Below are 26,457 nucleotides of genomic sequence, written 5' to 3'. Positions count from 1 at the left end.
ATGAAACACGAATCCCCGATAAAGAGACGTAAATCCCGCCAGATCATGGTTGGAAATGTGCCGGTAGGCGGTGATGCGCCGATCGCGGTGCAGAGCATGACCAACACCAACACGTGCGATGTGGATGCCACCGTTGCCCAGATCCGCGCCCTGGAGGAAGCGGGTGCCGATATCGTCCGGGTATCGGTTCCGTCCATGGATGCGGCCGAGGCTTTTGGCAAGATCCGGGAGCAGGTATCTGTTCCCCTGGTATCCGATATCCATTTCGACTACAAAATCGCCTTGCGCGTTGCCGAACTGGGTGTGGACTGCCTGCGCATCAATCCCGGTAACATCGGCCGCGAGGATCGTGTGAACGCGGTAATCAGTGCCGCCCGGGACCGGAATATTCCGATCCGGATTGGCGTCAATGCCGGTTCTCTGGAAAAAAGCCTTCAGCGCAAGTACGGTGAGCCCACCGCGGACGCGCTGGTCGAATCGGCCATGCGCCATATCGAGATTCTCGACCGCCACGATTTCCAGGACTTCAAGGTCAGCCTGAAGGCCTCGGAGGTGTTCATGACCGTCGATGCTTACCGGAAGATCGCCAGCCAGATTGAGCAGCCGCTGCACCTTGGCATCACGGAAGCAGGCGGTTTCCGCTCGGGTACTGTCAAATCGTCCATCGGTCTGGGCATGCTGCTGATGGATGGAATCGGCGACACCATCCGGGTCTCCCTGGCCGCGGATCCGGTGCAGGAGATCAAGGTTGGCTACGACATCCTGAAGAGCCTGCGCCTGCGCAGCCGCGGCATCAATTTCATTGCCTGCCCCAGCTGTTCCCGCCAGAACTTTGATGTGATCCAGACCATGAACGATCTGGAGGCCAGGCTGGAGGACGTCAATACCTCCCTGGACGTCGCCATCATCGGTTGTATCGTCAATGGTCCTGGCGAAGCCAAGGAAGCTGACATTGGCCTCACCGGTGGCAGCCCCAGGAACCTGTTCTACATGGGTGGCAAGCCCAACCAGAAGCTGGATAACGCCACGCTGACGGATGACCTGGAACGTTTGATCCGGGAAGAAGTAGCGCGCAGGAAAGAGCAGGAAGAGGCCATCATCGCCCGGTCAGACGACTGACCAGACTTCAGTTCACCAGTTAACCATCAGAAACAGTTAAGGGTTTCACTTGGCTAAGATTCAGGCAATTCGCGGGATGAACGATATCCTGCCGGAGCAGACGCCGGTATGGCAGTTTGTGGAAGCGACCGTACGACAGGTTCTGCGACAGTATGGTTACCAGGAAATCCGTATGCCGATCGTCGAGCAGACGGACCTGTTCAAGCGCTCCATCGGCGAAGTTACCGACATTGTCGAAAAAGAGATGTACACCTTCGAGGACCGGAACGGCGACAGCCTGACCTTGCGTCCCGAGGGTACTGCCGGCTGTGTGCGCGCCGCGGAAGAACATGGGCTGTTGTTCAACCAGACCCGTCGTCTCTGGTATACCGGCCCGATGTTCCGGCACGAACGGCCCCAGAAAGGCCGGTACCGTCAGTTCCATCAGATCGGGGTGGAATGCTTCGGTATGAGTGGGCCCGACATTGACGCCGAGTTGCTGATCCTGACCGCCCGTCTTTGGCAGGCGCTGGGACTGTCCGGGCATACCCGCCTGGAAATCAACTCCATCGGCACGTCGGAATCCCGGAAAATCTACCGGTCCGCGCTGGTGGACTACCTTGGCCAGTACAAGTCGGAGCTGGATGCGGACAGCCAACGCCGGCTGGAAACCAATCCGCTCCGTATCCTGGACAGCAAGGACCCCGGTACCCGCAAGATTCTGGAGAATGCCCCGCGTCTGGATGATTACCTGGACGACGAGTCCCGGGCCCATTTCGACCGCCTGCGTCAGCTACTGGACGCCGCGGGCATCGAGTATACGGTGAACCCGGCTCTGGTTCGCGGGCTCGACTATTATGGCAAGACGGTTTTCGAGTGGATCACGGACAGTCTTGGTGCACAGGGAACGGTTTGTGCCGGCGGCCGCTACGACGGACTGGTGGAGCAGCTCGGTGGCAAGCCTACGTTCGCGGTGGGTTTCGCCATGGGAATTGAGCGGCTGATTCTGTTGCTGGAGACTCTGGACCTGATTCCCGACCACGTGAACAGCAACGCTGATGTTTATGTGACTGCCATGGGCGAGGGTGCGGTGGCCCCGGCGCTGGCACTGGCGGAGAAGCTGCGGAACGAGCTTGCAGACTACGTTGTGGTCACCCACTGCGGTGGCGGTAGTTTCAAGAGCCAGATGAAGAAAGCGGACAAAAGCGGTGCTCGCTACGCCGTGATCCTCGGCGAGAACGAAGTTGCCAGTGGCACTGTGGGGCTGAAACCTCTGCGCTCGGATGAATCGCAGAAGGAAGTTCCCCAGGCAGAGCTTGCCGAAGCACTGGCAGACGCACTTTCAAACTGATTTCAACGTTACAAAAGCAATAATTTTCAACAGGAGTCATCATGGCTGAACTGCGCACCGAAGAAGAACAGGTCCAGGCGATCAAGGATTGGTGGAAGAGGAATGGCAGTTCGTTGCTGATTGGTATCGGTGCCGCGCTTGCCATCGTCTTTGGCTGGCAGGCCTGGCAGAACCACCAGGCCCAGCAGCGGACCGAAGCTGCCAACCAGTTTGCCAACCTGCTGAACGCGTTCAGCAGTCAGGCGGATGAAACATCCAATGAGACGGTTGCCTTTGTCGCCGGCAAGCTGCGGGAGGATTTCACAGACAGTGCTTACGCTATCTACGGTAACCTGATCCTTGCCCGCCAGCAGCTGATGGAGCAGGGCGACCCGGAAGCTGCGGTCGACTCCCTTGAATGGGCGCTGGAAAAGGCCAAGGACCACGCTGCCCTGGCGTTGGTGGTGAAGAATCGGCTGGCCCGTGCCCAGTTTGCCGCCGGCCAGTATGACGAAGCCCTCGCCACCATCGATGGTGTCAGTAATGCAGGTACCTTTGCTCCGATTCTGTCGGAACTGAAGGGTGACATCCTGTTGGCACAGGGTGACCGGGACGGGGCCAAAGAAGCCTACCTGACCGCGCGTGAGCAGAGCTCACAGGGCCGCAGTGGCATTCTTGAACTGAAGCTGTCTGACCTGGGTGTCAGGGAGGACGTCTGATGCCGGGGCTTCGCTTGAGCATCCCGAAATCAGCTCTGTTGGCAGGCCTGCTTGCGCTGGCGGCTCTCAGTGGTTGCAGCACCACGGACACCTTCGAGCAGCCAGCACCGGTTCCGGAAATCGATCCAACCGTCAGGTTCAAGCAGGTCTGGAGCATGTCTGTGGGCGATGGCCACGATGGTGACTTCCTGTACCTGGCACCGCTTAATGCCGGCGACACCGTCTATGCGGCATCTGCCGACGGCGAGTTGGTGGCAGTGGCCCCTGAAAACGGCGAGGTGTTCTGGGAGCGGGAACTGGAGGACCGTATCTTCGCCGGCATCGGTGGTGATGCCAGCCAGTTGTACCTGGTAACCCGTGAGGCTGACCTGCTTGCCCTGTCCCGGGACGGCGGTGAGGAACAGTGGCGAGCATCATTACCGACAGAGGTGCTGGCAGCGCCCCAGTCCAACGGATCGATGGTGGTCATCCAGACGACCGACGGACGTGTGCTGGCGTTCAATGCCGCAGACGGAGAAAAACTCTGGCAATACGATGGTCAGGTGCCGGTGCTTTCGATGCGGGCCGCTGCTGCACCGCTGGTCGGCGGTGACATCGTTATTGCCTCGTTTGCCAACGGCAAGCTGATCGCGCTGGCAGCAGATTCCGGCCAGCCCCTGTGGCAGTACGAGCTCGGTCAGCCCCAGGGGCGAACCGAACTGGAGCGTCTGGTTGATATCGGCGGGCAGCCGCTGGTTCTGGACTCCGCTCTGATGGTGGTGGGTTACCAGGGCAAGCTTGCGCTACTGGACATCCGGACCGGCCAGGAAATCTGGAGCAAGAAGGCATCCAGTCTCTATTCGCCCATGATTGGCAATGGTTCAATTTACCTCGCTTCGGCCAATGGGGATATTGTCGCCCTGCGCGGTTCCGATCGCAGGGAGCTGTGGGTGCAGGACCGCTTGTCCTGGCGACAGCTGACCCAGCCGATGGCGACAGGCGATTATCTGGTGGTGGGCGACTATGAGGGCTACCTCCATGTGGTATCCCAGGAAGACGGCAGCCTCCAGGGCCAGCTTGAATTCGACGATGAGGGTATCCGCGTACCGGCACAACGCCTGAGCAATGGTAATCTGCTCGTTTTTGGAAACAGCGGCCGCCTGGTGAATTTCGAACTCAGGCCAGTAGAGTAACGCATCATTATGACCCCAGTAATTGCCCTTGTCGGTCGCCCGAACGTCGGGAAGTCGACCCTGTTCAATCAGATGACCCGTTCCAGGGACGCCCTTGTGGCGGATTTCCCCGGGCTCACCCGTGACCGGAAATACGGCGAGGGCAACTATGAAGGCCAGCGGTTTATCGTGATCGATACCGGAGGCCTGACCGGAGACGAGGTGGGTCTCGACGCCGAGATGGCACGCCAGTCCATGCAGGCGGTCGAGGAAGCGGACATCGTACTGTTTCTGGTGGATGGCCGCGCTGGTCTGACGGCCGGAGACGAGATGATTGCCGACCACCTGCGCCGGAGTGGTAAACAGGCGCATCTGGTGGTCAACAAGACAGACGGCCAGGACCCGGACGTTGCTGCCTCGGATTTCTACAGTCTGGGCTTCGAGTCCGTCTACCTGATTGCCGCCTCCCACAACCGGGGCATCCGGTCCATGCTGGATGAATTGCTCCCGCGCCCGGAAGATACCGAAGAGGAAGACCGGGCTGACAAGTACCCGGGAATCCGGATTGGTGTGGTGGGCCGTCCGAACGTGGGTAAGTCCACCCTCGTGAACCGGATGCTCGGCGAGGACCGGGTGGTGGTATACGACATGCCCGGAACCACCCGTGACAGCGTCTACATCCCTTATGAGCGTCAGGGGAGCCAGTATACCCTGATCGATACGGCCGGCGTGCGCCGACGCAAGAACGTTCGAGAGGTGGTAGAGAAATTCTCCATCATCAAGACGCTGCAGGCCATCGATGATGCCCACGTGGTGATCCTGGTGATTGATGCCCGGGAAGGGTTGGTGGATCAGGATCTCCACCTGATCGGTTTCGTTCTGGATGCAGGCCGGTCACTGGTGATTGCCGTGAACAAGTGGGACGGTATGGATCCCGATGACCGGGCGCGGGTCAAGGAACAGGTGCAGCGTCGCCTGGACTTCCTCGATTACGCGGACAAACATTACATCTCGGCGCTGCACGGTTCCGGTGTCGGTGTGATGTACGAATCCGTGGAGGCCTGCTACGAATCGGCGATGGCGAAATGGCCGACCAACCGCCTGACCGCAATCCTGCAGGATGCGGTCGCCCAGCATCAACCGCCGATGGTCCAGGGACGTCGGATCAAACTCCGCTATGCTCACCAGGGCGGCTCAAATCCGCCGGTCATCGTTGTGCATGGTAACCAGACGGAATCCTTGCCCGGTGCCTACAAGCGATACCTTGAGAACACCTTCCGCAGGGTATTGCAGGTGACAGGGTCCCCGATCCGTTTCGAGTTCCGCTCCAGCGAGAACCCGTTCGCCGGAAAGGTGGACCGCCTGACGCCGCGTCAGAAGGTCAAGAAGGACAACGACCTGAAAAAGGGTCGCCGCATCCGCAAAACCCGGCAGAAAAGCCTCAAGCGTTAAGCGGGCAGGCTTTACGCCAGCCCGGCATCTTCCACTTGCTTTGCCTGTACCGCCGTAAGGGCGATGGTGAAGACAATGTCTTCCACCAGAGCCCCGCGGGAGAGGTCATTCACCGGCTTGCGCAGGCCCTGGAGCATCGGACCGATACTGACCACGTTGGCGCTGCGCTGCACGGCCTTGTATGTGGTATTGCCGGTGTTGAGATCCGGGAATACAAACACCGTCGCCCGGCCGGCCACCTTGCTGCCTGGAGCCTTGCTGCGCGCGACGCTCTCGATGGCTGCCGCATCGTACTGTAACGGCCCATCGATGAGCAGATCCGGTCTCCGTTCCCGCGCGATGCGAGTGGCTTCCCGGACCTTGTCCACGTCATGGCCCGTGCCGGATTCACCGGTGCTGTAACTGATCATTGCTACCACGGGATCGATGCCAAATGCTTCGGCAGATTGCGCGCTCTGAATGGCGATGTCGGCCAGCTCCTCGGCGTTCGGGTCCGGATTGATGGCACAGTCACCGTAGACCACGACCTGCTCCGGAAGGAGCATGAAGAAAACCGAGGATACCACCCGTGCCTGGTCGTGAGTCTTGATCAGTTGCAGGGCGGGGCGCACGGTGTTGGCCGTGGTGTGAACAGCACCGGAGACAAGGCCGTCGGCCTCATCAAGAGCGACCATCATGGTGCCCAGCACCACGTTATCTTCCAGCATGGCCTCTGCCATTTGCGGAGTCAGCCCTTTGTGCTGGCGGAGATTGACCATCGGATCCACATAACGGTCCCGTACCGCCGCCGGTTCGATCACTTCGATCTCATCCGGTAACGTCAGCCCCAGGGTTTCCGCGACACTGCTGATCTGGTTCCTGTCCCCGATCAGCACGCAGCGCGCCAGTTTTCGTTCGTGGCAGGTGATGGCAGCCTGGATCGTTCTGGGTTCGTTGCCCTCCGGCAGGACTATGCGTTTGTTTGCCGCCCGGGCGCGTTCGGACAGCTGATAACGGAACGCCGGGGGCGAGAGCCGGCTCTGACGTTCCACCCGCAGATGTTCGCGCAACCAGTCCGCGTCGATCCGGGGAGCGACTGCGTCCATCGCCTGTTCAATCCGCTCGGGATCGTCCAGCGGAATAGCGGACGACAGGTTGGCAAGCATGTGGGCGCTTTCATAGGTGTTGGTCTCGGAGCCAAGCACCGGCAAACCGGTATCCAGCGCCCGCCGGCACAGGTCAATAACAGATTGTGCCGGCATCAGGCTGCCGGTCAGCAGCAGTCCGGCCAGCGGAACTCCGTTTAGCGCTGCCAGCGCGGTTGTTACAACAATGTCCTCCCGGTCCCCCGGGGTAACCATCAGGGTGCCGGGTTTGAGCGTGTCGGTCATGTTTCGGATGGTTCGGGCGCACACTGATACGTTCTTGACGCGCCGTTTTTCCATGTCGCCCGCATTGAGTACAGTGATACCCAGTTCCCGGACGATATCGGACACCCGGGGCGCCAGCAATTCCGGTTGCCATGGGACCTGGGCCAGCAATCGGAGCTGGCCCTTGCTGAATACCTGACATTCTTTCTGGTAATCGATCGCCTCTGCCGGCTCCTCGTCCCTTTGCAACGTCAAGCCGGATTTTTCCGGCTCGCCCACCTTGTTGAGGATGGCGGCGATGACGTCCGGATCATTGGGGTCGGCATAGAGCCGGCGGGAAAAGTCCAGTTCCTCATCCAGCTCCGCGGCGCTGCAGTTTTTCGGGGTACTGACCAGGATAACCTCTGAGCCCAGGTTTCGGGCTACTTCGACGTTCAGGCGCGCAATATAGGCTTCGCTCCGGTCTGGTACCAGGCCCTCGATCACCACCACGTCGACTTTGCTGGCGACTTTGTGGAATTCGCCAACCACGTTCTCCATCAGCAGGTCGGATTGGTGCCGGTTGAGGAGTTGCTGGGCTCTCTTCAGTGGAATGGGTTCCGGGGTATCCAGGTGACTGCGGTCGCGGACGAAAGCAACGGAAGAGTCCTGCCCGGCATTGTGCAGAGACTCGGCCTCGTGTACCGACTGACTGAAAGGCTTGTAAAAGCCGACACTGACGCCCACGCGTTCCAGCGCCCGCAACAGTCCGAGACAGACTGAGGTCAGACCGGCATTCATGGAGGTGGGGGCGATAAAGAGACTCTTGGCCATAACGGGTATCCTGGCGTTGGAGATCAGTTCGAAGCGCTGGTGAGGCGGACGGCCTCCCGGGCAATCACGAGCTCCTCGTTGGTGGGAATGACCAGAACCGGAAACCGTGATTCCGGGCTCTCGATGTGACCGCCACTGTATTCGCCTCCGTATCGGTTCAGTTCCTGATCAAGATCGAAGCCCAGAAGCTTGAGGTTGTCCAGGGTCTGTTCCCGTACCCGCGAACTGTTTTCGCCTATGCCACCGGTGAATACCAGAGCATCAAGGTGATGCAGGGAGGCCATCATGGCCCCGATATAGCGGGCCAGGCGGAAACAGAAGACCTCGATTGCAATCCGCGATGGCTCATGGCCGTGTTCGGCCAGGTCACACAGTGTGCGCATGTCATTGGTCTGGCCGGACAGGCCGAGCAATCCGCTTTCATGGTTCAACACATGGTGCAGTTGATCCTGGGCAATGCCCCTGGATTTCAGGTAGTCAAAGAGTCCGGGGTCGATATCGCCACTGCGGCTGCCCATGACCAGACCTTCAAGAGGCGTAAGCCCCATGCTGGTATCGGCACTGAGGCCGTCACGAATGGCCGCAATGCTGCATCCGTTGCCAAGGTGGGCCGAGATGATGGATGTGGTGGCAGGTGTTTTACCGAGGCGCCGGGCGGCTTCTGTCAGCATGAAACTGTGGCTGATGCCGTGAAATCCGTAGCGGCGTACCCCCCAATCCCGGTAATAAGAGTAGGGCACGGCATACAGGTAGGCTTTCGGGGGTAAGGTCTGGTGGTATGCCGTATCAAATACGGCAACGTTAGGTACGCCGGGGAACAGGCTTCGGGTACTGTTGATGCCGGAGAGATTAACCGGGTTATGGAGGGGGGCCAGGCCCGCACAGTGTTCAATTGCCTCGAGGACCTGATCGTCTATCAGGGCGGCTTCCCGGAAGTTCTCACCTCCGTGCACAACCCGGTGCCCGATTGCTGCAGGCGGTCCCGACAGCAGTCCGGAGTCTGTCAGGGCTTTGGTCATGGCCTCCAGAGCCTCCCGATGAGTCGCCCCGGCCGGTAACGGAAAGTCACCCTCCAGTTCCGGGATGCGCGCTACGGCATCGTCGTGGTTGAGGCGCTCTGCCAGCCCGGTAGCGGTACACCGCAGGCTGTGTGAGTCAAACAGGGCCAGCTTCAGCGTAGAGCTGCCGCAATTGACCACCAATATTGCATTTTCCATAACCGTTTCCCGTGTGTTCAGACCGGTATCCGGTGATTGTCTCTGATCCAGGTTTCAAACTCCGTGGCTGGCCGTGGTCTGCAGTAGAAATAGCCTTGCGAATAGTCGCAATTCTCACGTCTGAGGAAGTCGGCCTGGTCCTTTTCCTCAACGCCTTCAGCAATCACTTGCAGACCAAGGCTGTGTGCCATGTTGATAATGGCACGGACAAGGGATGCATCCTCAGGTTCCTTGGTGACATCGTTCACGAAGGATTTGTCGATCTTGAGAACGTCGAAAGGGTAACTCTTCAGGTAGCTGAGTGCCGAATAGCCAGTCCCGAAATCATCAACGGACAGTCTCACTCCCGCCTGATCCAGACGATAGAGGATCGTGGCCGTTTCAATGGAGTTATCGAGGAGCAGGCGTTCGGTGATCTCCAGCTCCAACAGTTCGGGTTTCAGGCCGCTGTTGTTGAGTGCGCTCATCACCGTATCCAGGAATCCGGGATCGCGGAATTGACGGGGCGAGACGTTCACCGATATACCGATGTCCCGGCCTGCGGTTTTCCGCCAGCCGACTGCCGCCCGACAGGCCTCCCGTAGAACCCACTCTCCAACCGGAGTGATCAGGCCGGTTTCTTCGGCCAGCGGAATGAAGCGATCAGGCATGACCAGCCCGAGCGTCGGGTTGTCCCAGCGTAATAAGGCTTCCGCTGCCTGGAGTTCGCCGCTCTCGGTATGGACGATGGGCTGGAAGTGGAGCTGGAATTCATTGAACTCAAGGGCCCGGCGCATGAGCGATTCCATTTGCAGACGCTCATGGGAAACTTCGCTCATTTCCGGGGAGAAGAGCGCAAAGGCACTCTTGCCTTTGTGTTTGGCCTCGTACATGGCGGCATCCGCATGTTGGAGCAGCGTGCCGCTGTTGTCCGAATCGGTGGGGAAGATGGCAATGCCGATGCTCGTGGTAACAAACACTTCCTGGGCGTTCAGGGTGAACGGTGGCTCAAAGGTTTTGAGGATGCGTTCCGCCACCTGGGAGCAAGCGTCCGGCCCGGGCAGACCGGGCAGGATGACCAGGAATTCGTCGCCGCCAAGCCGGGCGACGGTACTGGTCCCTCGCAGACAGCTTGAAACCCGCCGTGCGGCTTCGATGAGCAGGTTGTCTCCGGCATCGTGGCCGAGGGTATCGTTAATGTGCTTGAAGTTGTCCAGGTCCAGGAACATGACGCCGACAAGCGTGTTCTCACGGCGGGCCTGGGCCAGCGCAAGTTTCAGGCGGTCCAGGGCAAGCATCCGGTTAGGAAGGCCTGTGAGGATGTCATAGTTTGCCTGGCGCAGCAGTTGCTGCTCATAGCGTTTACGGATGCTCACATCCTCGCCGAGGATCAGGAAGCCGGTGATTTCGCCGTCGTTATCCTTGATCGGGGTAACGACCAGTTGCTCCCAGAACCGCTCGCCACTCTTGCGAACGCTGTTGACCTCACCCTGCCATACGCCGACGCGCTGCACCTGCAGGCGGATGGATTGCCACAGATTCTGGCGTTCCCGGTTTTGGCCACTCTCATTGCCCAGATCTGCAGGGTGCTTGCCGAGGATAGAGTTCCGGTCGAACCCCGTGAGTTGTGTGAACTTCTGGTTTACGTACTCAATGCGCCACTGGCGGTCGCAGATCAGAACCGAGGAGGGGCTTTGTTCTATGGCCTTGGAGAATTTCCGGATTTCGGCGGCGTCCCGCTTTTGCCTTGCGATGTCGGTATTGAGGCGCTCGCGCATCTGGTTGATGGCATCCACAACCTGCCCGAGCTCATCCCTGTGATTGGCTGGGGAGTCGGGGCGATCCAGGGTGAGCCGCTGGGAAAGATTCGAAAGGGAAAAATCCCGGGCGTAGGCCGCCATTCGGGAAAGGTGCCGGGTGACCAGATACCGGAAAATCCAGAGGATAAGGATAGAGACAAATAATGTTTTCAGGAACTGCGTGACCAGAATGACACCAATCTTCTGTTTCATCTCCCGATATACCCGGTCGAGATTGGCGGTGATCGTCAGTTCACCCAGCCTGAAACTCTGGTCGCCGTCATGCACCAGAGTGAAGCTGTGGGTTTGGGTCTTCGCATTTCGTGGAATATCGCCCATCACCAGTTCGGAATCGGGCTCGATCCTCAGCCTGAGGTGCGTAATGTCCGGCAGACTAAGGATGCCTTCCATCTGGATTTGCAGAAGTTTCTGGTCGAGGGCCCAAAGACTTCTGGCAAGGCTTGATGCGTAACCGGATTCAATCACTTTCAGGCGCTGATCGATCAGGCCCACGTCCTTGCGATAGTCGGAGTAGAGCTGAATGCCGGAAGCGATCAGCGTGAAGACTGAGCTGAAGAGCAGAATCCAGGCCAGCAGCCTGAAAGACAGGGGAGAGCCTGAGCGTAAACGTTGGAAATGCTTCGACAAATTTGGCATGTCGTGAGTACTGCCACCCTGCTGGGAGAGGAAACCAGAGCCTTCGCACCCTTCCGAATATAGCAGTTGTCTTCGGCAAAATCCCTGCAAATGCAGGAAAACTGGAGAGAATTGTGTGACGAATTGGTGTTTTTTCGTATTTGGAGGCGAAAGGCTGGTTTGACCTGGGTCAATACCCTGGTTTCAGGGCCGGCGTAACCTGAGCTTAATCAAGTTTGATAAGTGAAGGAGAGTAATTATGTATATGGACGCCGTGGTAATCGCAGGTATTGTAACCGTACTACTGATGGTGGGCTTCTTCGTGGGTGTTGGCGTCTTTGTGATGAAAGACCAGAAGCAGCACGGGCACGATGCGAAAAAGCATCAGGGTAAGCATGGCGGAAAGCCGGTTTGACGAATTCGGGATTGCTGATCAGCAAGGAAGCTGATTAATCCCGGGCAAGAAGAAAATTGGCGTCCCCTAGGGGGTTCGAACCCCTGTTGCCGCCGTGAAAGGGCGGAGTCCTAGGCCACTAGACGAAGGGGACGCAACGTTTTCAAAAGCTTGCCTCGTCGAGGTGGCGCGTATATTAAGTAAGCCTCGGGGCGGTGTCAACGCTTTTTCCCAAAAAAATCTGGGGATCCACGCGGAGCATCGATTCGATGTCGCTACCGTGCACCGACGGAATCCTCGAGAGCCGCCTCCAGATCCTCGAACCGGAATCCGAAGCCCTCTTCTGTCAGTTTGGCCGGCCGGGCATTCTGCCCCGTCAGAAGAAGCCGGGACATTTCGCCCAGTGCCAGCTTCAGGACCGGTGCCGGCGCCGGAAATGGTGTGGGACGGTGTAACACCCGGCCAAGGGTCCGGGTGAATTCGGCATTGGTGACCGGATTGGGGCTGACCACATTGTATGGCCCCCGGGCGCTTTCCGTATCGACCATCCAGATCAGCGCGTTGACAACGTCCGTCCGGTGAATCCATGGCATGTACTGTTTACCGCTTCCCAGGCGACCACCAAGGCCGAGCCGGAAGGGCAGCAGCATTCTTTGCAGGAAACCGCCGCCCGGACCGGCAACCACACCGGTCCTGGACAGACAGACGCGGGTGTTGCCGTCTTCCAGCTCCATGGCCGCCTTTTCCCAGTCACTGCACAATCGGTGGGTGAATTCATCGTGGGGCGCCGTGTTCTCGGTGACAGGCGAAGCTCCCTGGTCGCCGTAAAAACCCACCGCGGATCCGGATACCAGCACCGTTGGTGACTCTTCCCACGTCTTGATGATCTCGACAAGTTTTGCGGTCAGCAGAATCCGGCTGTCCCTGAGGTCCTGTTTCCGGCTGGCAGACCAACGTTTGTCCGCGATGCCTTCCCCCGCCAGATTGATCACTGCATCGAAACCGGGGCCGGAACGCAGTGATTCGAGGTTGTTGACTGCTTCAACCCGACCGCACAGCGCCCTCACGCTCTCGACTGGCTGTCGGCTTAGTACGGTGAGCTGATCTCCCCGCTCAAGCAAACGGGGGCAGAGTTCTTTACCGATAAAACCGGTGCCGCCGGTAATGAGAATCCGTTTTGCCATAACCTGTGCCTCCGTCATTGTCACCCTGTCAGGGCGGGGAAGTCCTCGCCCGGTCCAGTTGCAGGGTGACCACGTCCTTGATCGCCTCTCCAAGCAGCGGATTTTCGCCGATTGGTGGTGCCAGATGAATTTTTACTCCATGGTCATTTTCGAGGTCCCTGATCATTGCCGGGACGTCTTTTCTCAGGTGCCGGCCTGCAGCCAGGAACAGGGGCACCACCGTATACTCATAGATGTTGTCGGTGATGCCCTCAGCGATGATCTTTTCCAGTGAGGGGGAGGCCAGCTCCATGTAGGCTATACGGGAGCCGGCGACAGCCTGAAGGGTGGGCGCGGCGAGCTGTTCGAAGGTTTCGCACCAACGTTTATCGCTGCTTCCGTGAGCCAAAAGAACGATGCGGTGACTGCTGGTCATTTATGCTCCTGAGTCATCAATTAGGGGAAGCCCGTCGTATTCCTGCACAATTGTGCGCCTTTGAAGCGATTTCAGTCCAAGATATCAGGGTGTGGCTTAATGTTCGATTGGAAAGAGATTCTGGATTTCTGGTTCGGAGAGCTTGACGATCTGGGGCTTCCGGACCGTTTTCACCGGAACCGCTGGTTCCGGTCGGACCGGAAGTTTGACCAGGAGTTGCGGAGGCGATTTCTTTCAATGGTGCTTTTTGCTTCCGAGCAGGGTCTCGACCACTGGCGCACGGAGCCGGGTGGGGCGCTCGCGGAGATTCTTCTGCTCGATCAGTTCTCCCGCAATATCTACAGGGGCGGGGCGCTGGCGTTCGAGCAGGATGCGCTGGCGCGAAAACTCTGCCGGCAGGCGATGCACAAGGGGCAGGATATGGCGCTTGTTCCGGTCCAGCGGGCCTTCCTGTATATGCCCCTGCAACACTCTGAGCGCCTGGAGGACCAGGACCTCTCAGTGGAGTGTTATGGCCAGCTGGCCGCCACAACCAGAGGGGTTCTGGGTGATTTCATGAAAAGCTTCCTGGAATCGGCGGAAGAGCATCGAGCCATTATTCGCAGGTTCAGGCGCTTTCCCCACCGGAACCGGGCCCTGGGACGAACGTCCACCCCCGAAGAAAGAACCTATCTCGAAGGAGGAAAGTCCTTCGGGCAGTGAGCGGCCGATGCAGTATTGGTTCATTTGTTACTGTTCTGTATAAAAAGTGTACGATTTGGCCGGTTTATCATCCATTGCTGATAGAATGCCTCAAAATTCAGGTGGTCCGGAGTCAGCGTAATCCGGATCTTGCCTCCAGATTCTGCCGTGGTGATTGAAGATGCTGTATTTCAGCGAGCGTATTGCTTTGTTCCTGTGTTTGCCGATTTTAACCCTGTTGAGTGTGCAGGCTCACTCAGCACCCCTTGACGACACCCTCGTGGCACGTATGGCCGAGTCTGCGCCCCGGCTGGATTCCAAAGTGCTGTCGATGGCGGTGAGCGCGTCCCGGTGTGCTGTGGGCAACGGAGTGGCAATGCCCGAACGTCTTGCTGTCATAGACTTTTCTTTGCCGTCCAGTCAGGAGCGCATGTGGATTTTCGACGTTCGCACCGGTGACCTTTTACTCAGGGATCTCGTGGCCCATGGCAGGAAGTCGGGCAATTTCCGGTCGACAGCGTTCTCCAATGTGGAAGGCAGCAATATGTCCAGCATCGGTTTGTTCCGGGGCAGTGAGTCGTACTATGGGAAGCATGGCTATTCGCTGCGCCTTGACGGGCTGGAGCCGGGGGTAAACGATCTTGCCCGCCAGCGCGCGATTGTGATTCACGGCGCCGATTATGTTAGTGACAGTTGGGTGGATCAGTACGGACGTATTGGCCGGAGCCTGGGGTGTCCGGCGGTGGATAACCAGGTGATTGAAGAGGTGGTCGATAGTCTCAAGGGCGGCCAGCTGGTCTTCAAATACTATCCGGATCAGGAGTGGCTCCAGAGCTCCAGCTTTTTGCACTGTGACGATACCCGTATGGCCGCAGCTGCCGGAAAAGGGGAAGGTCAGGGTTGATTTGCCTGCCTGCAAATTCAACGAATTGCGCGGTATCTGAACAGATTTTCCAGGCCTGAAAAAAAGTTGAAAAAAAGAGGTTGACGGCCGGAGTCTGATCCGTAGAATACGCCTCCGTTGACGGCAATTACCGTTCAGCAACGCGGGAATAGCTCAGTTGGTAGAGCACAACCTTGCCAAGGTTGGGGTCGCGAGTTCGAATCTCGTTTCCCGCTCCAGATTTCGAAACCCGGCTTTGAAAAAAGCCGGGTTTCTTCGTTTAAGGGCCACGCTCAGCCGCAGCGCCCGAACCGCCTCTCGGTTATACTCGGCAGCCATACCCAGTTCTTTGCAGGAAGGGAGGCGCTCAGCATGAGAATCCACTCGCTTTATCTTTATCCGGTGAAATCGCTGGCCGGCATCCAGGTTGATTCCTTTGCCATGGACGAGTTCGGGCCGGCCGGGGACCGGCGATGGATGATCGTGGATGACGAGCGTCGCTTTGTTACGCAGCGCAATTATCCCCAGCTGGCGCGGATCAACGCTTTTTTTTCAGGCGCCCGTGTCGAGGTGGACATCCCGGGTGAGGGTGCCTTTTCGCTTCAGCCAACCGGGGAAACCTTGCCTGTGCTGGTCTGGCGCGACTGGGTGAAAGCCCGGGTGGGCAATTCAGAGGCCAGTGAAGCGTTATCCCGGTTTTGTGGCCAGCGGTTCCGGTTTGTGTATATGCCGGAAGAAACTTTTCGCCGGATTGATGCGGATCGGGTCGGGGAGTACCGAAGAGTAGGGTTTGCTGATGGTTTTCCATTTCTGATCACCAACCTCGCATCGCTGGATGAGCTGAACGGCCGGTTGGAGAAGCCAGTGGAAATGCGCCGCTTTCGTCCCAATATCGTGGTCGAGGGGGCTGAGCCCTGGGTAGAGGATGACTGGCGGGAGCTGCAGATCGGCGCGCGGCAGTTTCGGCTGGTAAAGCCGTGCTCCCGCTGTATCATGACCACCGTTGACCCGGACCGGGGAGTGAAAGATCCCGCCGCCCAGCCACTTCGCACACTCACAGGGTACCGTCGTACCGACGAGGGCGTCATCTTCGGGATGAACGCCGTCCACGATCAGCCCGGCAAGATCCGGGTCGGTGACCCTGTAAGTATTGTCAAAACGGAGATTACCTGAACGTGCCTTTGTTAACTCTGGATTCGGTTTCCCTTTCCTATGGCATGCATCCGTTGCTGGATGATGCTTCTCTGGTGATTGAGGCCGGCGAGCGCGTGTGTCTTTTGGGTCGTAATGGTGAGGGCAAGTCGACCCTGCTGAAGATCGTCAGCGGCGAGGTCACGCCCGATGGTGGAATCGTGCGCCTGGATGACGGTGCCGTGCTGGCGGTATTGCCACAGAACCTGCCTTCCGATGACACCCGAAGCGCCTACGATGTGGTTTCAGGCGCTTTCCCGGAAACCGGGGAGTTACTCGCCGAGTTTCACCGGCTTTCCCAGCAGGCCGACGAAGCGAGCCTGGAAAAAATGACGCGGGTACAGGAGCGTCTTGAGGCATTGGATGGCTGGCGTCTGGATCAGAAGGTGAACACCATTCTCGGGCAATACGGAATCGATCCGGATCGGCGCCTGAATACGCTCTCGGGAGGCTGGCAGCGCCGGGTGTTGTTGGCACGCGCGCTCGTGGCCGAGCCTGACATTCTGCTGCTCGACGAGCCGACCAACCATCTGGATGTGCCCGCCATCGCCTGGCTGGAGGAGGCGCTGTCCCAGTTCCGTGGCGCCATGCTGTTTGTGAGTCATGACCGGGCCTTTATTCGCCGCATGGCCACCCGGATCGTGGAACTGGATCGCGGAAAGCTGGTCAGTTTTGCAGCCACCTATGACCGTTACCTCGACCTCAAGGAGAAGGCTCTGGAGGAAGAGGAGCGCCAGAATGCCCTGTTTGACAAGCGCCTCAAGCAGGAAGAGGCGTGGATTCGGCAGGGCATCAAGGCGCGCCGGACCCGCAACATGGGGCGTGTTCGGGCACTCAGGGCCATGCGAGAGGAGCACCGGCAGCGGCGGGTCAGGGGCGGCACGGCGAGCTTTGCCGTGGAAGAGGCTGACCGTTCCGGCAAACTGGTGGTAGAGGCCCGGGGTGCCGGATTCGCCTATCCCGATGGTGCACCGGTAATCCGGGACATGGAGCTGACGATCCTTCGGGGTGACAAGATCGGTCTGGTGGGGGAAAACGGAACGGGCAAGACCACCCTGGTGCGTCTGCTGCTGGGTGACCTCAAGCCCACCGAAGGAACCATCCGCCTGGGCACAAACCTGGAAGTTGCCTATTTCGATCAGTTACGGGGCGAGCTGGACCTTGAACGCAACGCCCTGGATAACCTCTCCGAGGGCCGTGAGTTCATCGAAATCAACGGCCAGAGCAAGCATGTGCTGGGCTACCTGCAGGAATTCCTGTTCACGCCCGAGCGGGCCAGGTCGCCTGTGCGGGTGTTCTCCGGTGGAGAGCGGGCCCGGCTTCTGCTCGCCAAGTTGTTCAGCAAGCCGGCCAATATCCTGGTGCTGGACGAGCCGACGAATGATCTGGATGTGGAAACGCTCGAGTTGCTGGAAGAGCAGCTGGCCGAGTTCAAGGGCACCGTCATCGTGATCAGTCACGACCGCGAGTTCCTGGATAACGTGGTGACCGAGACCATTTTTCTGGACGGCACCGGCAGGGTTCGGGAATACGTGGGCGGCTATTCCGACTGGCGCCGGCAGGGCGGGCAATTTCCGTCGGAGCGCGGAGGCAATCGGCCGGACAAACAGGATAAACAGGAAAAATCCGGTGAGCGCACGAGCCCGGATTCCAATGGGGCCAAAGCAGACGCTGAGAAGCCCTCTGCAAAAGCCAAACCCGCCAAGCTCAGTTACAAGCTGAAGCTGGAGCTTGAACAGCTCCCCGCAAGAATTGAAGCGCTTGAACAGGAAGTGGCCGAGCTGCAGGAGACCATCTCGGCGTCGGACTTCTATTCCGGGCCAGCGGACGAGGTCGCCACAACCCTGCAAAAGCTGACGGATGCAGAGCAGAATCTGGAAGCAACCATCGAACGGTGGATGGAACTGGAAGAGCAGGCTGGTCAGTAGGTTTGGTAGGGGCGGCAGGTCGCTCTGCCGCCCTGAGGGTCGTTAGTCGGCGCGGATCAGTGAATCCGGACCGCCAGAACGTCACATTCGGTGCCGTGCAGGACGCCGTTGGCGGTTGAGCCAAGCAGCAGCTGGAAGCCTTTGCGGCCATGGCTGCCGACAATGACGAGGTCCACATCCTGCTCCTTTGCCAGCCGGTGGATCTCGGATTCCGGCCGGCCTACCGTTACGACCTGGTTTTCCTTGGTCACTCCGTATTCATCCCCGTACTTGCCCAGCTGCTCCTTGGCTGCCTTGTCCAGCTGGTCCTGAAGCTCGGTCAGGTCCATGGGGATGTCGCCACCATAGGCATAGCCCACCGGTTCAACAACGTGTACGAGCATCAGTTCGGCGCCGTGGGCGCTGCTCATGGCCTTTGCCTTGTTGAGCACCTGCGGAGCCTCTTCCGTCAGGTCAATGGCAACCAGCATTTTCTTGTAGGCGGACATCGCATCACTCCTTCGCATCGGGCTTACATAGGAAATAGTAGTCCAAATCTAATCGAATGAGTGTAGCGGGAAACTGACAGGTATCAATACAGCGACGGAAAAAAATGAACTCTGACGGGGAATTACACCCCGTCAGCGATTGGTGGCCGGTCAGGAAGCGGAGTTTTCCAGCAGGTCAATGGTGGTTGCCAGGCTGTTGAGAATGCCCTTTGAGTAACGGTCGATCACAAAGCCGACATTATTCTCGTTGTAGTTGATGTATGAGCCCCGGATGAATTGCCATTTTGAGCTGATGTCGTCCAGCAGGGTCTTGAGTTCGCCCTGGGCCGGGCCCTTCCTGACGGTTGCCAGCAATTGATCGAATTCCATGGCCTGTTCGTCGAGGGAAGTCTCGGTGTCCGAGCCCTGGAAGGTCTGGGTGACGGCTGAATTACTCCTCACAGAGTACTTGGCCATCATCTGCGCCATCTTGACCGCGGCCATGCGTGCCGCTTCCACCCGCGGGTTGGTATCCGTTTCGCTGCTTTCCCGGGCGATCGCGTAGAGCTCCGTGGCCATGTTGTTCATGGTGAGGGCCTGGTTTGCCATGTCGGAAACGAGGCGGAGGTCCGGGTATCCACGATTACGCACATCGTTGATGTTGTCCCGCATCAGGGCCTTGAACTTGTCAAACTCCTGATTGAGTGACTCCAGTTGATCCTCGGACAGCACGCCGGCGGTACTCTGGCTGAGGCTGTTCATGGCGTCGTTGGCGGAGTTGATGCCCACCACGATCTCGTTCAGGGTGTCGGTAGCTCCGGTACCGCTGAAGCGATAGTAGGCATCCAGTGCCATATAGTTGCTGATCCGGAAGTTGTGCAGGTCGGACAGAAAGGTATTGGAGCTCTCCTGCGCTTTGGTGCCGAGGGACGTGAGGGCTAACGCGATCAGGCCGATAGCCAGGGATGCAAATCGGAGGCGGGCGTCTTTCATCGGATGACTCTCCGTAATACTGTGTTGTTATTGTCGACCAAAGTCGTACTTCGAAGGTAAATTAACTGTTCGGGCCAATCAAGCTGTTTTGGCAGAACGTACAGTGGCAATTGTGAACAACCGTCAAAGCATTGTGATCAAGCTCACACGAGCTCGATATTTCCATGCCAGGGGCCTGAAATACAACAATTCATTCGTTTTTTTTCGTTGGGTGCCTCCGTTCGCTCGGGGATTTTTGCTCACCCGCAGTAAGAAACAAATTGACAAACGCTCGGTTTTTTTTCATCGTGTGCCCTCACGATTCAAACGACTGTATGAATTTTTGGATCGGAAGATCGGGCAGTGACCGAAATCTCGCTGCACGGGCAGCCGCAAAGACGGACCAGGTCGGGCGGTTGTCAGCAGTTCCAAACACAGACTGGAGATCAGTTGATGATTTACGAAGGTAAAGCCATCACGGTTAAAGAGATCGAAGGCGGGATCGCTCAGTTGAACTTTGACTTGCAGGGCGAGTCAGTCAACAAGTTCAACCGTCTCACCATTGAAGAGCTTGGTGCCGCAGCCGAAGCACTCAAGTCCCAGAAGGATCTTAAGGGCCTGGTAGTTACCAGCTCCAAGGACAGCTTCATTGTCGGTGCCGATATCACCGAGTTCACCGAGCTGTTCGCGGGTTCCGAAGAAGACCTCGTGGCCAACAACCTGAATGCCAACGAGGTATTCAACGCGATTGAAGACCTGCCGTTCCCGACCGTTACCGCCATCAACGGTATCGCTCTGGGTGGTGGTTTTGAAATGTGCCTGGCCACTGATTACCGGGTCATGGCTCCGAAGGCCAAGGTAGGACTGCCGGAAGTGAAGCTGGGCATCTTCCCGGGCTTCGGCGGTACCGTTCGTCTGTCCCGTCTGGTGGGTGTGGACAACGCCGTCGAGTGGATTTCCGGCGGTAGCGAAAACCGTGCCGATGCCGCTCTGAAAGTGGGCGCTGTTGACGCCGTTGTAGGTGCCGACAAGTTGGTTGAAGCCGCGGTTGCCATCATCAACCAGTGCAACGAAGGCAAACTTGATCACATGGCCCGTCGTGAAGAGAAGAAGGGCAAGATCAAGCTCAATGCCATGGAAAGCATGATGGCCTTCGAGATTTCCAAGGCGTTCGTGGCCGGCAAGGCCGGCAAGAACTATCCGGCGCCGGTGGAAGCCATCAAGACCATGCAGAAGCATGCCAGCCTGACCCGCGACAAGGCGATTGAAGTAGAAGCCAAGGGCTTCGCCAAGATGGCCAAGACCAACGTCGCCGCGTGTCTCGTTGGCCTGTTCCTGAACGACCAGGCCCTGAAGAAGAAAGCCAGTGCCTGGGAGAAGGAAGCCTCTGATGTGAACCTGGCCGCTGTACTGGGCGCCGGTATCATGGGTGGCGGTGTGGCGTTCCAGTCCGCGCTGAAAGGCACCCCGATCATCATGAAGGACATCAATCAGGACGGCATCAAGCTGGGCCTGAATGAAGCCAAGAAGCTGCTGTCCAAGCGTGTTGCCAAAGGCAAGATGGACGCCGACAAGATGGGCGATGTCCTGAACAACATCACTCCGACCCTGAACTACGGTGATTTCAAGAACGTAGACCTGGTCGTTGAGGCTGTTGTCGAGAATCCGAAGGTGAAGGATGCGGTACTGCGCGAGACCGAAGACGCAGTTCGCGAGGACACCATCCTGACGTCCAACACCTCCACCATCTCCATCAACCTTCTGGCCAAGAACCTGAAGCGTCCGGAGAACTTCTGTGGCATGCACTTCTTCAACCCGGTGCACATGATGCCGCTGGTTGAGGTTATTCGTGGCGAGAAGACCAGTGATCGCGCCATCGCGACCACCGTGGCTTACGCCAAGGCCATGGGCAAGACTCCGATCGTGGTCAACGATTGCCCGGGCTTCCTGGTGAACCGTGTCCTGTTCCCGTACTTCGGTGGCTTCGCTGCACTGGTGCGTGACGGCGCGGACTTCCAGAAGATCGACAAGGTCATGGAAAAGTTCGGCTGGCCGATGGGTCCGGCGTACCTGCTGGACGTTGTCGGCATGGATACCGCCCGGCACGCCAACGAAGTAATGGCCGAAGGTTTCCCGGAGCGCATGAAGGCCGACTTCAAGTCCGCCATCGACGTGATGTTCGAGAATGACCGTTACGGCCAGAAGAACGACAAGGGCTTCTACAAGTACGAAGAAGACCGCAAGGGCAAGCCGAAGAAAGTTGTCGACGAAGAAACCTACAAGCTTATCGAGCCTGTGGTTAACGGCAAGAAAGACTTCGAGGAAGACGAAATCATCGCTCGCATGATGATTCCTCTGTGCCTGGAAACCGTTCGCTGCCTGGAAGACAACATTGTTGAAGACCCGGCCGATGCAGACATGGGCCTGATCTACGGTATCGGTTTCCCTCCGTTCCGTGGTGGTGCTCTGCGCTACATCGACGACATGGGCGTCGACAAGTTCGTCGAACTGGCAGACAAGTATGCAGATCTTGGTCCTCTGTACGCGCCGACCGAGAAGCTGCGTGAAATGGCCAAGACTGGCAAGAAGTTCTTTGGCTAACCCTAACGAGATTTCCGAACGGAGAAAGATCTATGAGCCTTAATCCGAGAGACGTTGTCGTCGTCGATTGCGTGCGGACTCCGATGGGTCGTGCCAAAAACGGCTGTTTCCGCAACGTACGCGCCGAGACCCTGTCGGCTGCGCTGATTGAAGCACTGTTTGAGCGCAACCCGAAGCTCGACCCGAAAGAAGTGGAAGACGTGATCTGGGGTTGTGTAAACCAGACCAAAGAGCAGGGCTTCAACGTGGCCCGGCAGATTTCCCTGCTGACCCGTATCCCGCACGAGTCTGCGGCCCAGACCGTCAACCGTTTGTGTGGTTCCGCCATGAGCGCCATCCACACGGCCGCCCAGGCGATCCAGACTGGTAACGGTGACGTGTTCTTTGTCGGTGGTGTCGAGCACATGGGTCACGTACCCATGACCGAAGGCTTCGACCACAACCCGGCTGCGTCCAAGTATTCCGCCAAGGCTTCCAACATGATGGGCCTGACAGCGGAAATGCTGGCCAAGATGCACGGCATCACCCGTGAGCAGCAGGATGAGTTCGGTGCCCGTTCCCATCGTCTGGCCCATGAAGCGACCGTTGAAGGCCGGTTCAAGAATGAAATCGTGCCCATCGAAGGTCATGACGAGAACGGCTTTGTGAAGCTGATCGAGGAAGACGAGACCATTCGCCCGGAAACCACCGTTGAGTCCCTGTCTCAGTTGCGTCCGGCGTTTGATCCGAAGAACGGTACCGTGACGGCTGGTACCTCTTCCCAGCTGACCGATGGCGCTTCTGCCATGGTGCTGATGTCCGCCGAGCGGGCCGAGGCACTGGGTCTGACCCCGATCGCCAAGATTCGCAGCATGGCCGTTGCCGGCTGTGATCCCGCAATCATGGGTTACGGCCCGGTACCGGCCACCAAGAAGGCGCTCAAGCGTGCAGGCCTGAAAGTCGAAGATATCGACTTCTGGGAACTGAACGAAGCCTTCGCCGGCCAGTCCCTGCCGGTCCTGAAAGACCTGAAACTGCTGGGTGTCATGGAAGAGAAGGTAAACCTGAACGGCGGTGCGATTGCCCTGGGCCATCCGCTCGGCTGTTCCGGTGCCCGGATCTCCACCACACTGCTGAATGTCATGCAGGCCAAAGGCGGAAAGCTTGGTGTTTCCACCATGTGTATCGGTCTGGGCCAGGGCATCGCCACGGTGTGGGAGCGTATCTGATTCCAGCTGTGGAACTGATCGCTCTGTGTACAGGAGGCCCGGCAATCGCCGGGCCTCGCTGTTTGTGGGCTGTGAAAAAAGGCCTACGGAAAACAAAGAATGGGTTGTCTTGCCAATCTTGACCCTGTAAAACAGTGGGCCTATACAGAATGGCGGTGCTTGTGTGTTTTCTAGCCGCCTGATTTTACAGCGAGTTTACGGTTTGCTGATTATTTGACCGATTTGTCGCCAAGGAAACAGATCTCCGATATGGGTAAAAGTCTCGTAATTGTCGAGTCGCCAGCGAAAGCGAAGACCATCAACAAGTACCTGGGCTCCGACTACATCGTGAAGTCCAGTGTGGGGCACATCCGGGACCTGCCAGTCAGTGGCAGCGGTTCCCAGAGCGACCCCAAGGAACGTGCGCGCCAGGCTGCGCTGACGCGGAAGATGAGTCCCGAAGAGAAGGCCGAGCACAAGAAGCGCAAGGCCCGGGAGCAGCTGGTGGCCCGTATGGGCGTGGATCCTGATCAGGACTGGCAGGCCCGGTACGAAGTCCTGCCCGGCAAGGAGAAGGTCGTCAGCGAACTCAAGCGTCTGGCCAAGTCGGCCGACCACATCTACCTGGCAACGGATTTGGACCGCGAAGGGGAGGCCATCGCCTGGCACCTCCAAGAAACCATTGGCGGCGACTCCGACAAGTACCGGCGCGTGGTCTTTAACGAGATCACCAAACGCGCCATTCAGGAGGCATTCAAGGATCCGGGGCATCTGGACACGAACCGGGTAAATGCGCAGCAGGCCCGCCGTTTCCTCGATCGGGTCGTGGGTTACATGGTATCACCACTGCTATGGGCGAAGATTGCGCGTGGTCTCTCCGCCGGACGGGTTCAGTCCGTGGCGGTACGCCTGATCGTTGAGCGGGAGCGGGAAATCCGCAAGTTCGTGCCGGAAGAGTTCTGGCAGCTGCATGCGGACCTGGCGCCAGAAGGTGCGAAGGAACCCGTGCGCTTCGAGGTGACCCGGTACAACGATCAGCCCTACCGGCCGGTCAATGAGTCCCAGAGCAACGAACATGTAACGCGCCTGAAGGCCGGCAGCTTCAAGGTTGCCAAGCGCGAAGACAAGCCGACCCGTTCACGTCCCTCTGCTCCCTTTATTACGTCGACGCTGCAGCAGGCGGCGAGTAACCGCATGGGCTTCAGTGTGAAGAAGACCATGATGCTGGCCCAGCGCCTGTACGAGGCGGGCTTCATCACCTACATGCGTACCGACTCCACCAATCTGAGTCAGGACGCGGTAGCCAGCTGTCGGGAGTTCGTCAAGAAGCAGTTCGGCGATAAATACCTGCCCGAGAAGCCCCGGGTCTACGGCAGCAAGGAGGGCGCCCAGGAGGCTCACGAGGCGATTCGGCCGACCGAGGTAAGCCGTCGTCCCTCTGACATCACGGGCCTGGAAAAGGACGCAGAGAAGCTCTATGACCTGATCTGGCGCCAGTTCATTGCCTGCCAGATGGCCGATGCCGAGTTCCTGAGCACCTCCATCGTAGTGGCTAATGATGGCTATGAGCTTCGGACCCGTGGCCGTATCATCAAATTTGACGGTTTTCTCAAGGCCGCGCCCCAGTCCAGCAAAAAGGACGAAGATGTGGCGTTGCCGGACATCCAGGTCAACGATCCGCTGGACCTGAAAAAGCTCGATCCGAGCCAGCATTTCACCAAGCCGGCGCCGCGCTATACGGAAGCCAGCCTGGTCAAGGAGCTGGAAAAGCAGGGTATTGGCCGTCCATCCACCTATGCCTCGATCATCTCTACCATCCAGGACCGCGGTTACGTACGTCTGCAGAACCGGCGCTTCTATGCCGAGAAGATGGGCGAGATCGTTACCGAGCGGTTGTCCGAGTCCTTCCCGAACCTGATGGACTTCGATTTCACAGCCCGCATGGAAGACGAGCTGGACGAGATCGCCGAGGGTGATGAAGACTGGAAAAAGGTTCTCAATGATTTCTACAGCCGGTTCCGCCAACAGCTGGAATCTGCTGAGAAAACTGAAGGCGGCATGCGTGCGAACACGCCCACGGAAACCGATATTCCATGCCCGTCCTGTGGCCGGAACATGCAGATCCGCGTGGCCAGCACCGGTGTTTTCCTGGGTTGCTCCGGGTACTCACTGCCACCCAAGGAACGCTGTAAGACCACTATCAACCTGATTCCGGGCGACGAGGTGGTGAGCGCCGATGAAGACGTGGAAGGCGAGGGCGAAACCCGCCTGCTGCGCAAGAAGCGCCGCTGCCCCAAGTGCGGCACCGCCATGGACAGCTACCTGATCGACGAAAAGCGCAAGCTGCATGTGTGCGGTAACAACCCGGACTGTTCGGGTTACGAGGTCGAGGAAGGTACGTTCCGCATCAAGGGCTACGATGGCCCGACCCTGGAATGCGACAAGTGCGGCTCCGAGATGCAGCTCAAGACCGGCCGTTTCGGCAAATACTTCGGCTGCACCAACCCGGATTGCAAGAATACCCGGAAACTGCTCAAGAACGGCGAACCGGCACCCCCGAAGATGGATCCGGTGCCCATGCCCGAGCTGCAATGCCAGAAAGTGGATGACACCTACGTCCTGCGTGATGGTGCTTCAGGTTTGTTCCTGGCAGCCAGCAAGTTCCCCAAAAACCGGGAAACCCGCCCGCCGCTGGTGAAGGAAATCAAACCGCATCGCAAGGAAATCGATCCGAAATACGATTACCTCATGGACGCCCCGGAAACCGATCCCGAGGGCAACCCCACGGTGATCCGCTACAGCCGGAAATCGAAAGAGCAGTACGTCATGTCCGAGAAAGACGGCAAAGCCACCGGCTGGTCCGCGTGGTACGTCAACGGCAAGTGGCAGCCGCGGGAGAAGGGCAAGTAAATTCCGGGAAGAGGCCAAAGCCGGGGTCAGATGAAAGCCTTCATCTGACCCCAATTTCAAGTCATGCTCCGGGGTCTGATGAACTCGTTCATCTGACCCCA

20 protein-coding genes and 2 tRNA genes are annotated in these 26,457 nt (G+C 58.4%); 14 read left to right on the top strand and 8 right to left on the bottom strand.

Features of this window, described 5'->3' with window-relative positions:
* Genes ispG through der form a run of 5 tightly spaced genes read left to right on the top strand, consistent with a single transcriptional unit; the run spans position 1 to position 5,750 of the window.
* Positions 1 to 1,119, top strand: coding sequence for a flavodoxin-dependent (E)-4-hydroxy-3-methylbut-2-enyl-diphosphate synthase (gene ispG, locus MD273_RS08780; protein WP_239037360.1), 1,119 nt, complete (start codon positions 1 to 3; stop codon positions 1,117 to 1,119).
* 49 nt (positions 1,120 to 1,168) lie between these two features.
* Complete coding sequence (hisS, locus tag MD273_RS08775; protein ID WP_239037359.1) at positions 1,169 to 2,449, top strand: histidine--tRNA ligase; 1,281 nt, start codon at positions 1,169 to 1,171, stop codon at positions 2,447 to 2,449.
* Positions 2,450 to 2,490: 41 nt separating this feature from the next.
* On the top strand, positions 2,491 to 3,147 hold the full coding sequence (locus tag MD273_RS08770; protein WP_239037358.1) for a YfgM family protein: 657 nt from the start codon (positions 2,491 to 2,493) through the stop codon (positions 3,145 to 3,147).
* Positions 3,147 to 4,319 carry an outer membrane protein assembly factor BamB gene (bamB, locus tag MD273_RS08765; protein WP_239037357.1) on the top strand — a complete coding sequence of 391 codons (1,173 nt, stop codon included), beginning with the start codon at positions 3,147 to 3,149 and terminating at the stop codon, positions 4,317 to 4,319. The genes MD273_RS08770 and bamB overlap by 1 nt, the downstream gene beginning before the upstream one ends.
* A gap of 9 nt (positions 4,320 to 4,328) precedes the next feature.
* Positions 4,329 to 5,750: a ribosome biogenesis GTPase Der gene (gene der, locus MD273_RS08760; protein WP_239037356.1), complete on the top strand. Its 1,422-nt coding sequence runs from the start codon at positions 4,329 to 4,331 to the stop codon at positions 5,748 to 5,750.
* 11 nt (positions 5,751 to 5,761) lie between these two features.
* On the opposite strand, the gene pta is transcribed toward der, so the two are convergent.
* From pta to MD273_RS08745, 3 genes are read right to left on the bottom strand one after another with little or no spacing between them, the layout of a single operon-like run.
* Positions 5,762 to 7,912, bottom strand: coding sequence for a phosphate acetyltransferase (gene pta, locus MD273_RS08755; RefSeq protein WP_239037355.1), 2,151 nt, complete (start codon positions 7,910 to 7,912; stop codon positions 5,762 to 5,764).
* Between the two features lie 23 nt (positions 7,913 to 7,935).
* The gene (locus MD273_RS08750) at positions 7,936 to 9,129 is read right to left on the bottom strand and encodes an acetate/propionate family kinase (protein ID WP_239037354.1); all 1,194 of its coding nucleotides are present in this window, start codon (positions 9,127 to 9,129) and stop codon (positions 7,936 to 7,938) included.
* 17 nt (positions 9,130 to 9,146) lie between these two features.
* A complete protein-coding gene (locus MD273_RS08745; RefSeq protein WP_239037353.1) occupies positions 9,147 to 11,564 on the bottom strand; it encodes a bifunctional diguanylate cyclase/phosphodiesterase in 2,418 nt (805 codons plus the stop codon).
* Positions 11,565 to 11,802: 238 nt separating this feature from the next.
* On the opposite strand from MD273_RS08745, the gene ccoM reads away from it, so the two are divergent.
* Positions 11,803 to 11,958 carry a cytochrome c oxidase subunit CcoM gene (ccoM, locus tag MD273_RS19200; RefSeq protein WP_239037352.1) on the top strand — a complete coding sequence of 52 codons (156 nt, stop codon included), beginning with the start codon at positions 11,803 to 11,805 and terminating at the stop codon, positions 11,956 to 11,958.
* 57 nt (positions 11,959 to 12,015) lie between these two features.
* Here ccoM and MD273_RS08735 read toward each other — a convergent pair.
* From MD273_RS08735 to MD273_RS08725, 3 genes are all read right to left on the bottom strand, one after another.
* Positions 12,016 to 12,091 (bottom strand) — tRNA-Glu (locus MD273_RS08735).
* 121 nt (positions 12,092 to 12,212) lie between these two features.
* Positions 12,213 to 13,121 (bottom strand): TIGR01777 family oxidoreductase, encoded by a 909-nt coding sequence (locus MD273_RS08730; RefSeq protein WP_239037351.1) that lies wholly within the window; start codon positions 13,119 to 13,121, stop codon positions 12,213 to 12,215.
* A gap of 28 nt (positions 13,122 to 13,149) precedes the next feature.
* Positions 13,150 to 13,536, bottom strand: coding sequence for a sirohydrochlorin chelatase (locus tag MD273_RS08725; protein ID WP_239037350.1), 387 nt, complete (start codon positions 13,534 to 13,536; stop codon positions 13,150 to 13,152).
* 99 nt (positions 13,537 to 13,635) lie between these two features.
* Here MD273_RS08725 and MD273_RS08720 point away from each other — a divergent pair, with 99 nt between their 5' ends.
* From MD273_RS08720 to MD273_RS08700, 5 genes are all read left to right on the top strand, one after another.
* Complete coding sequence (locus tag MD273_RS08720; protein ID WP_239037349.1) at positions 13,636 to 14,238, top strand: DUF924 family protein; 603 nt, start codon at positions 13,636 to 13,638, stop codon at positions 14,236 to 14,238.
* A 160-nt stretch (positions 14,239 to 14,398) separates the two neighbouring features.
* On the top strand, positions 14,399 to 15,121 hold the full coding sequence (locus MD273_RS08715) for a murein L,D-transpeptidase catalytic domain family protein (RefSeq protein ID WP_239037348.1): 723 nt from the start codon (positions 14,399 to 14,401) through the stop codon (positions 15,119 to 15,121).
* Positions 15,122 to 15,263: 142 nt separating this feature from the next.
* Positions 15,264 to 15,339, top strand: a tRNA-Gly gene (locus tag MD273_RS08710).
* 133 nt (positions 15,340 to 15,472) lie between these two features.
* Positions 15,473 to 16,273: an MOSC domain-containing protein gene (locus tag MD273_RS08705; RefSeq protein WP_239037347.1), complete on the top strand. Its 801-nt coding sequence runs from the start codon at positions 15,473 to 15,475 to the stop codon at positions 16,271 to 16,273.
* Positions 16,274 to 16,275: 2 nt separating this feature from the next.
* The gene (locus tag MD273_RS08700) at positions 16,276 to 18,219 is read left to right on the top strand and encodes an ATP-binding cassette domain-containing protein (protein WP_239037346.1); all 1,944 of its coding nucleotides are present in this window, start codon (positions 16,276 to 16,278) and stop codon (positions 18,217 to 18,219) included.
* Between the two features lie 56 nt (positions 18,220 to 18,275).
* Here MD273_RS08700 and MD273_RS08695 read toward each other — a convergent pair whose 3' ends face one another.
* Together MD273_RS08695 and MD273_RS08690 are read right to left on the bottom strand one after the other, a co-directional pair.
* Positions 18,276 to 18,707, bottom strand: coding sequence for a universal stress protein (locus tag MD273_RS08695; protein ID WP_239037345.1), 432 nt, complete (start codon positions 18,705 to 18,707; stop codon positions 18,276 to 18,278).
* Between the two features lie 150 nt (positions 18,708 to 18,857).
* Positions 18,858 to 19,679, bottom strand: a complete 822-nt coding sequence (locus MD273_RS08690; protein WP_239037344.1) for a hypothetical protein — start codon at positions 19,677 to 19,679, stop codon at positions 18,858 to 18,860.
* Between the two features lie 432 nt (positions 19,680 to 20,111).
* Between MD273_RS08690 and fadB the strand changes: the two genes are divergently transcribed.
* The 3 genes from fadB (at position 20,112) to topA (ending at position 26,356) form a co-directional block, all read left to right on the top strand.
* Positions 20,112 to 22,259, top strand: coding sequence for a fatty acid oxidation complex subunit alpha FadB (gene fadB, locus MD273_RS08685; RefSeq protein WP_239037343.1), 2,148 nt, complete (start codon positions 20,112 to 20,114; stop codon positions 22,257 to 22,259).
* Between the two features lie 32 nt (positions 22,260 to 22,291).
* Positions 22,292 to 23,467, top strand: a complete 1,176-nt coding sequence (gene fadA / locus MD273_RS08680) for an acetyl-CoA C-acyltransferase FadA (protein WP_239037342.1) — start codon at positions 22,292 to 22,294, stop codon at positions 23,465 to 23,467.
* 249 nt (positions 23,468 to 23,716) lie between these two features.
* On the top strand, positions 23,717 to 26,356 hold the full coding sequence (gene topA, locus MD273_RS08675) for a type I DNA topoisomerase (protein ID WP_239037341.1): 2,640 nt from the start codon (positions 23,717 to 23,719) through the stop codon (positions 26,354 to 26,356).
* Positions 26,357 to 26,457 lie beyond the last annotated feature (101 nt).

Source organism: Marinobacter sp. C7 (assembly GCF_022343555.1).
Taxonomy (GTDB): Bacteria; Pseudomonadota; Gammaproteobacteria; order Pseudomonadales; family Oleiphilaceae; genus Marinobacter.
The sequence above is the reverse complement of the archived record's forward strand: the minus strand, read 5'-3'. Positions and strand labels throughout refer to the sequence as shown.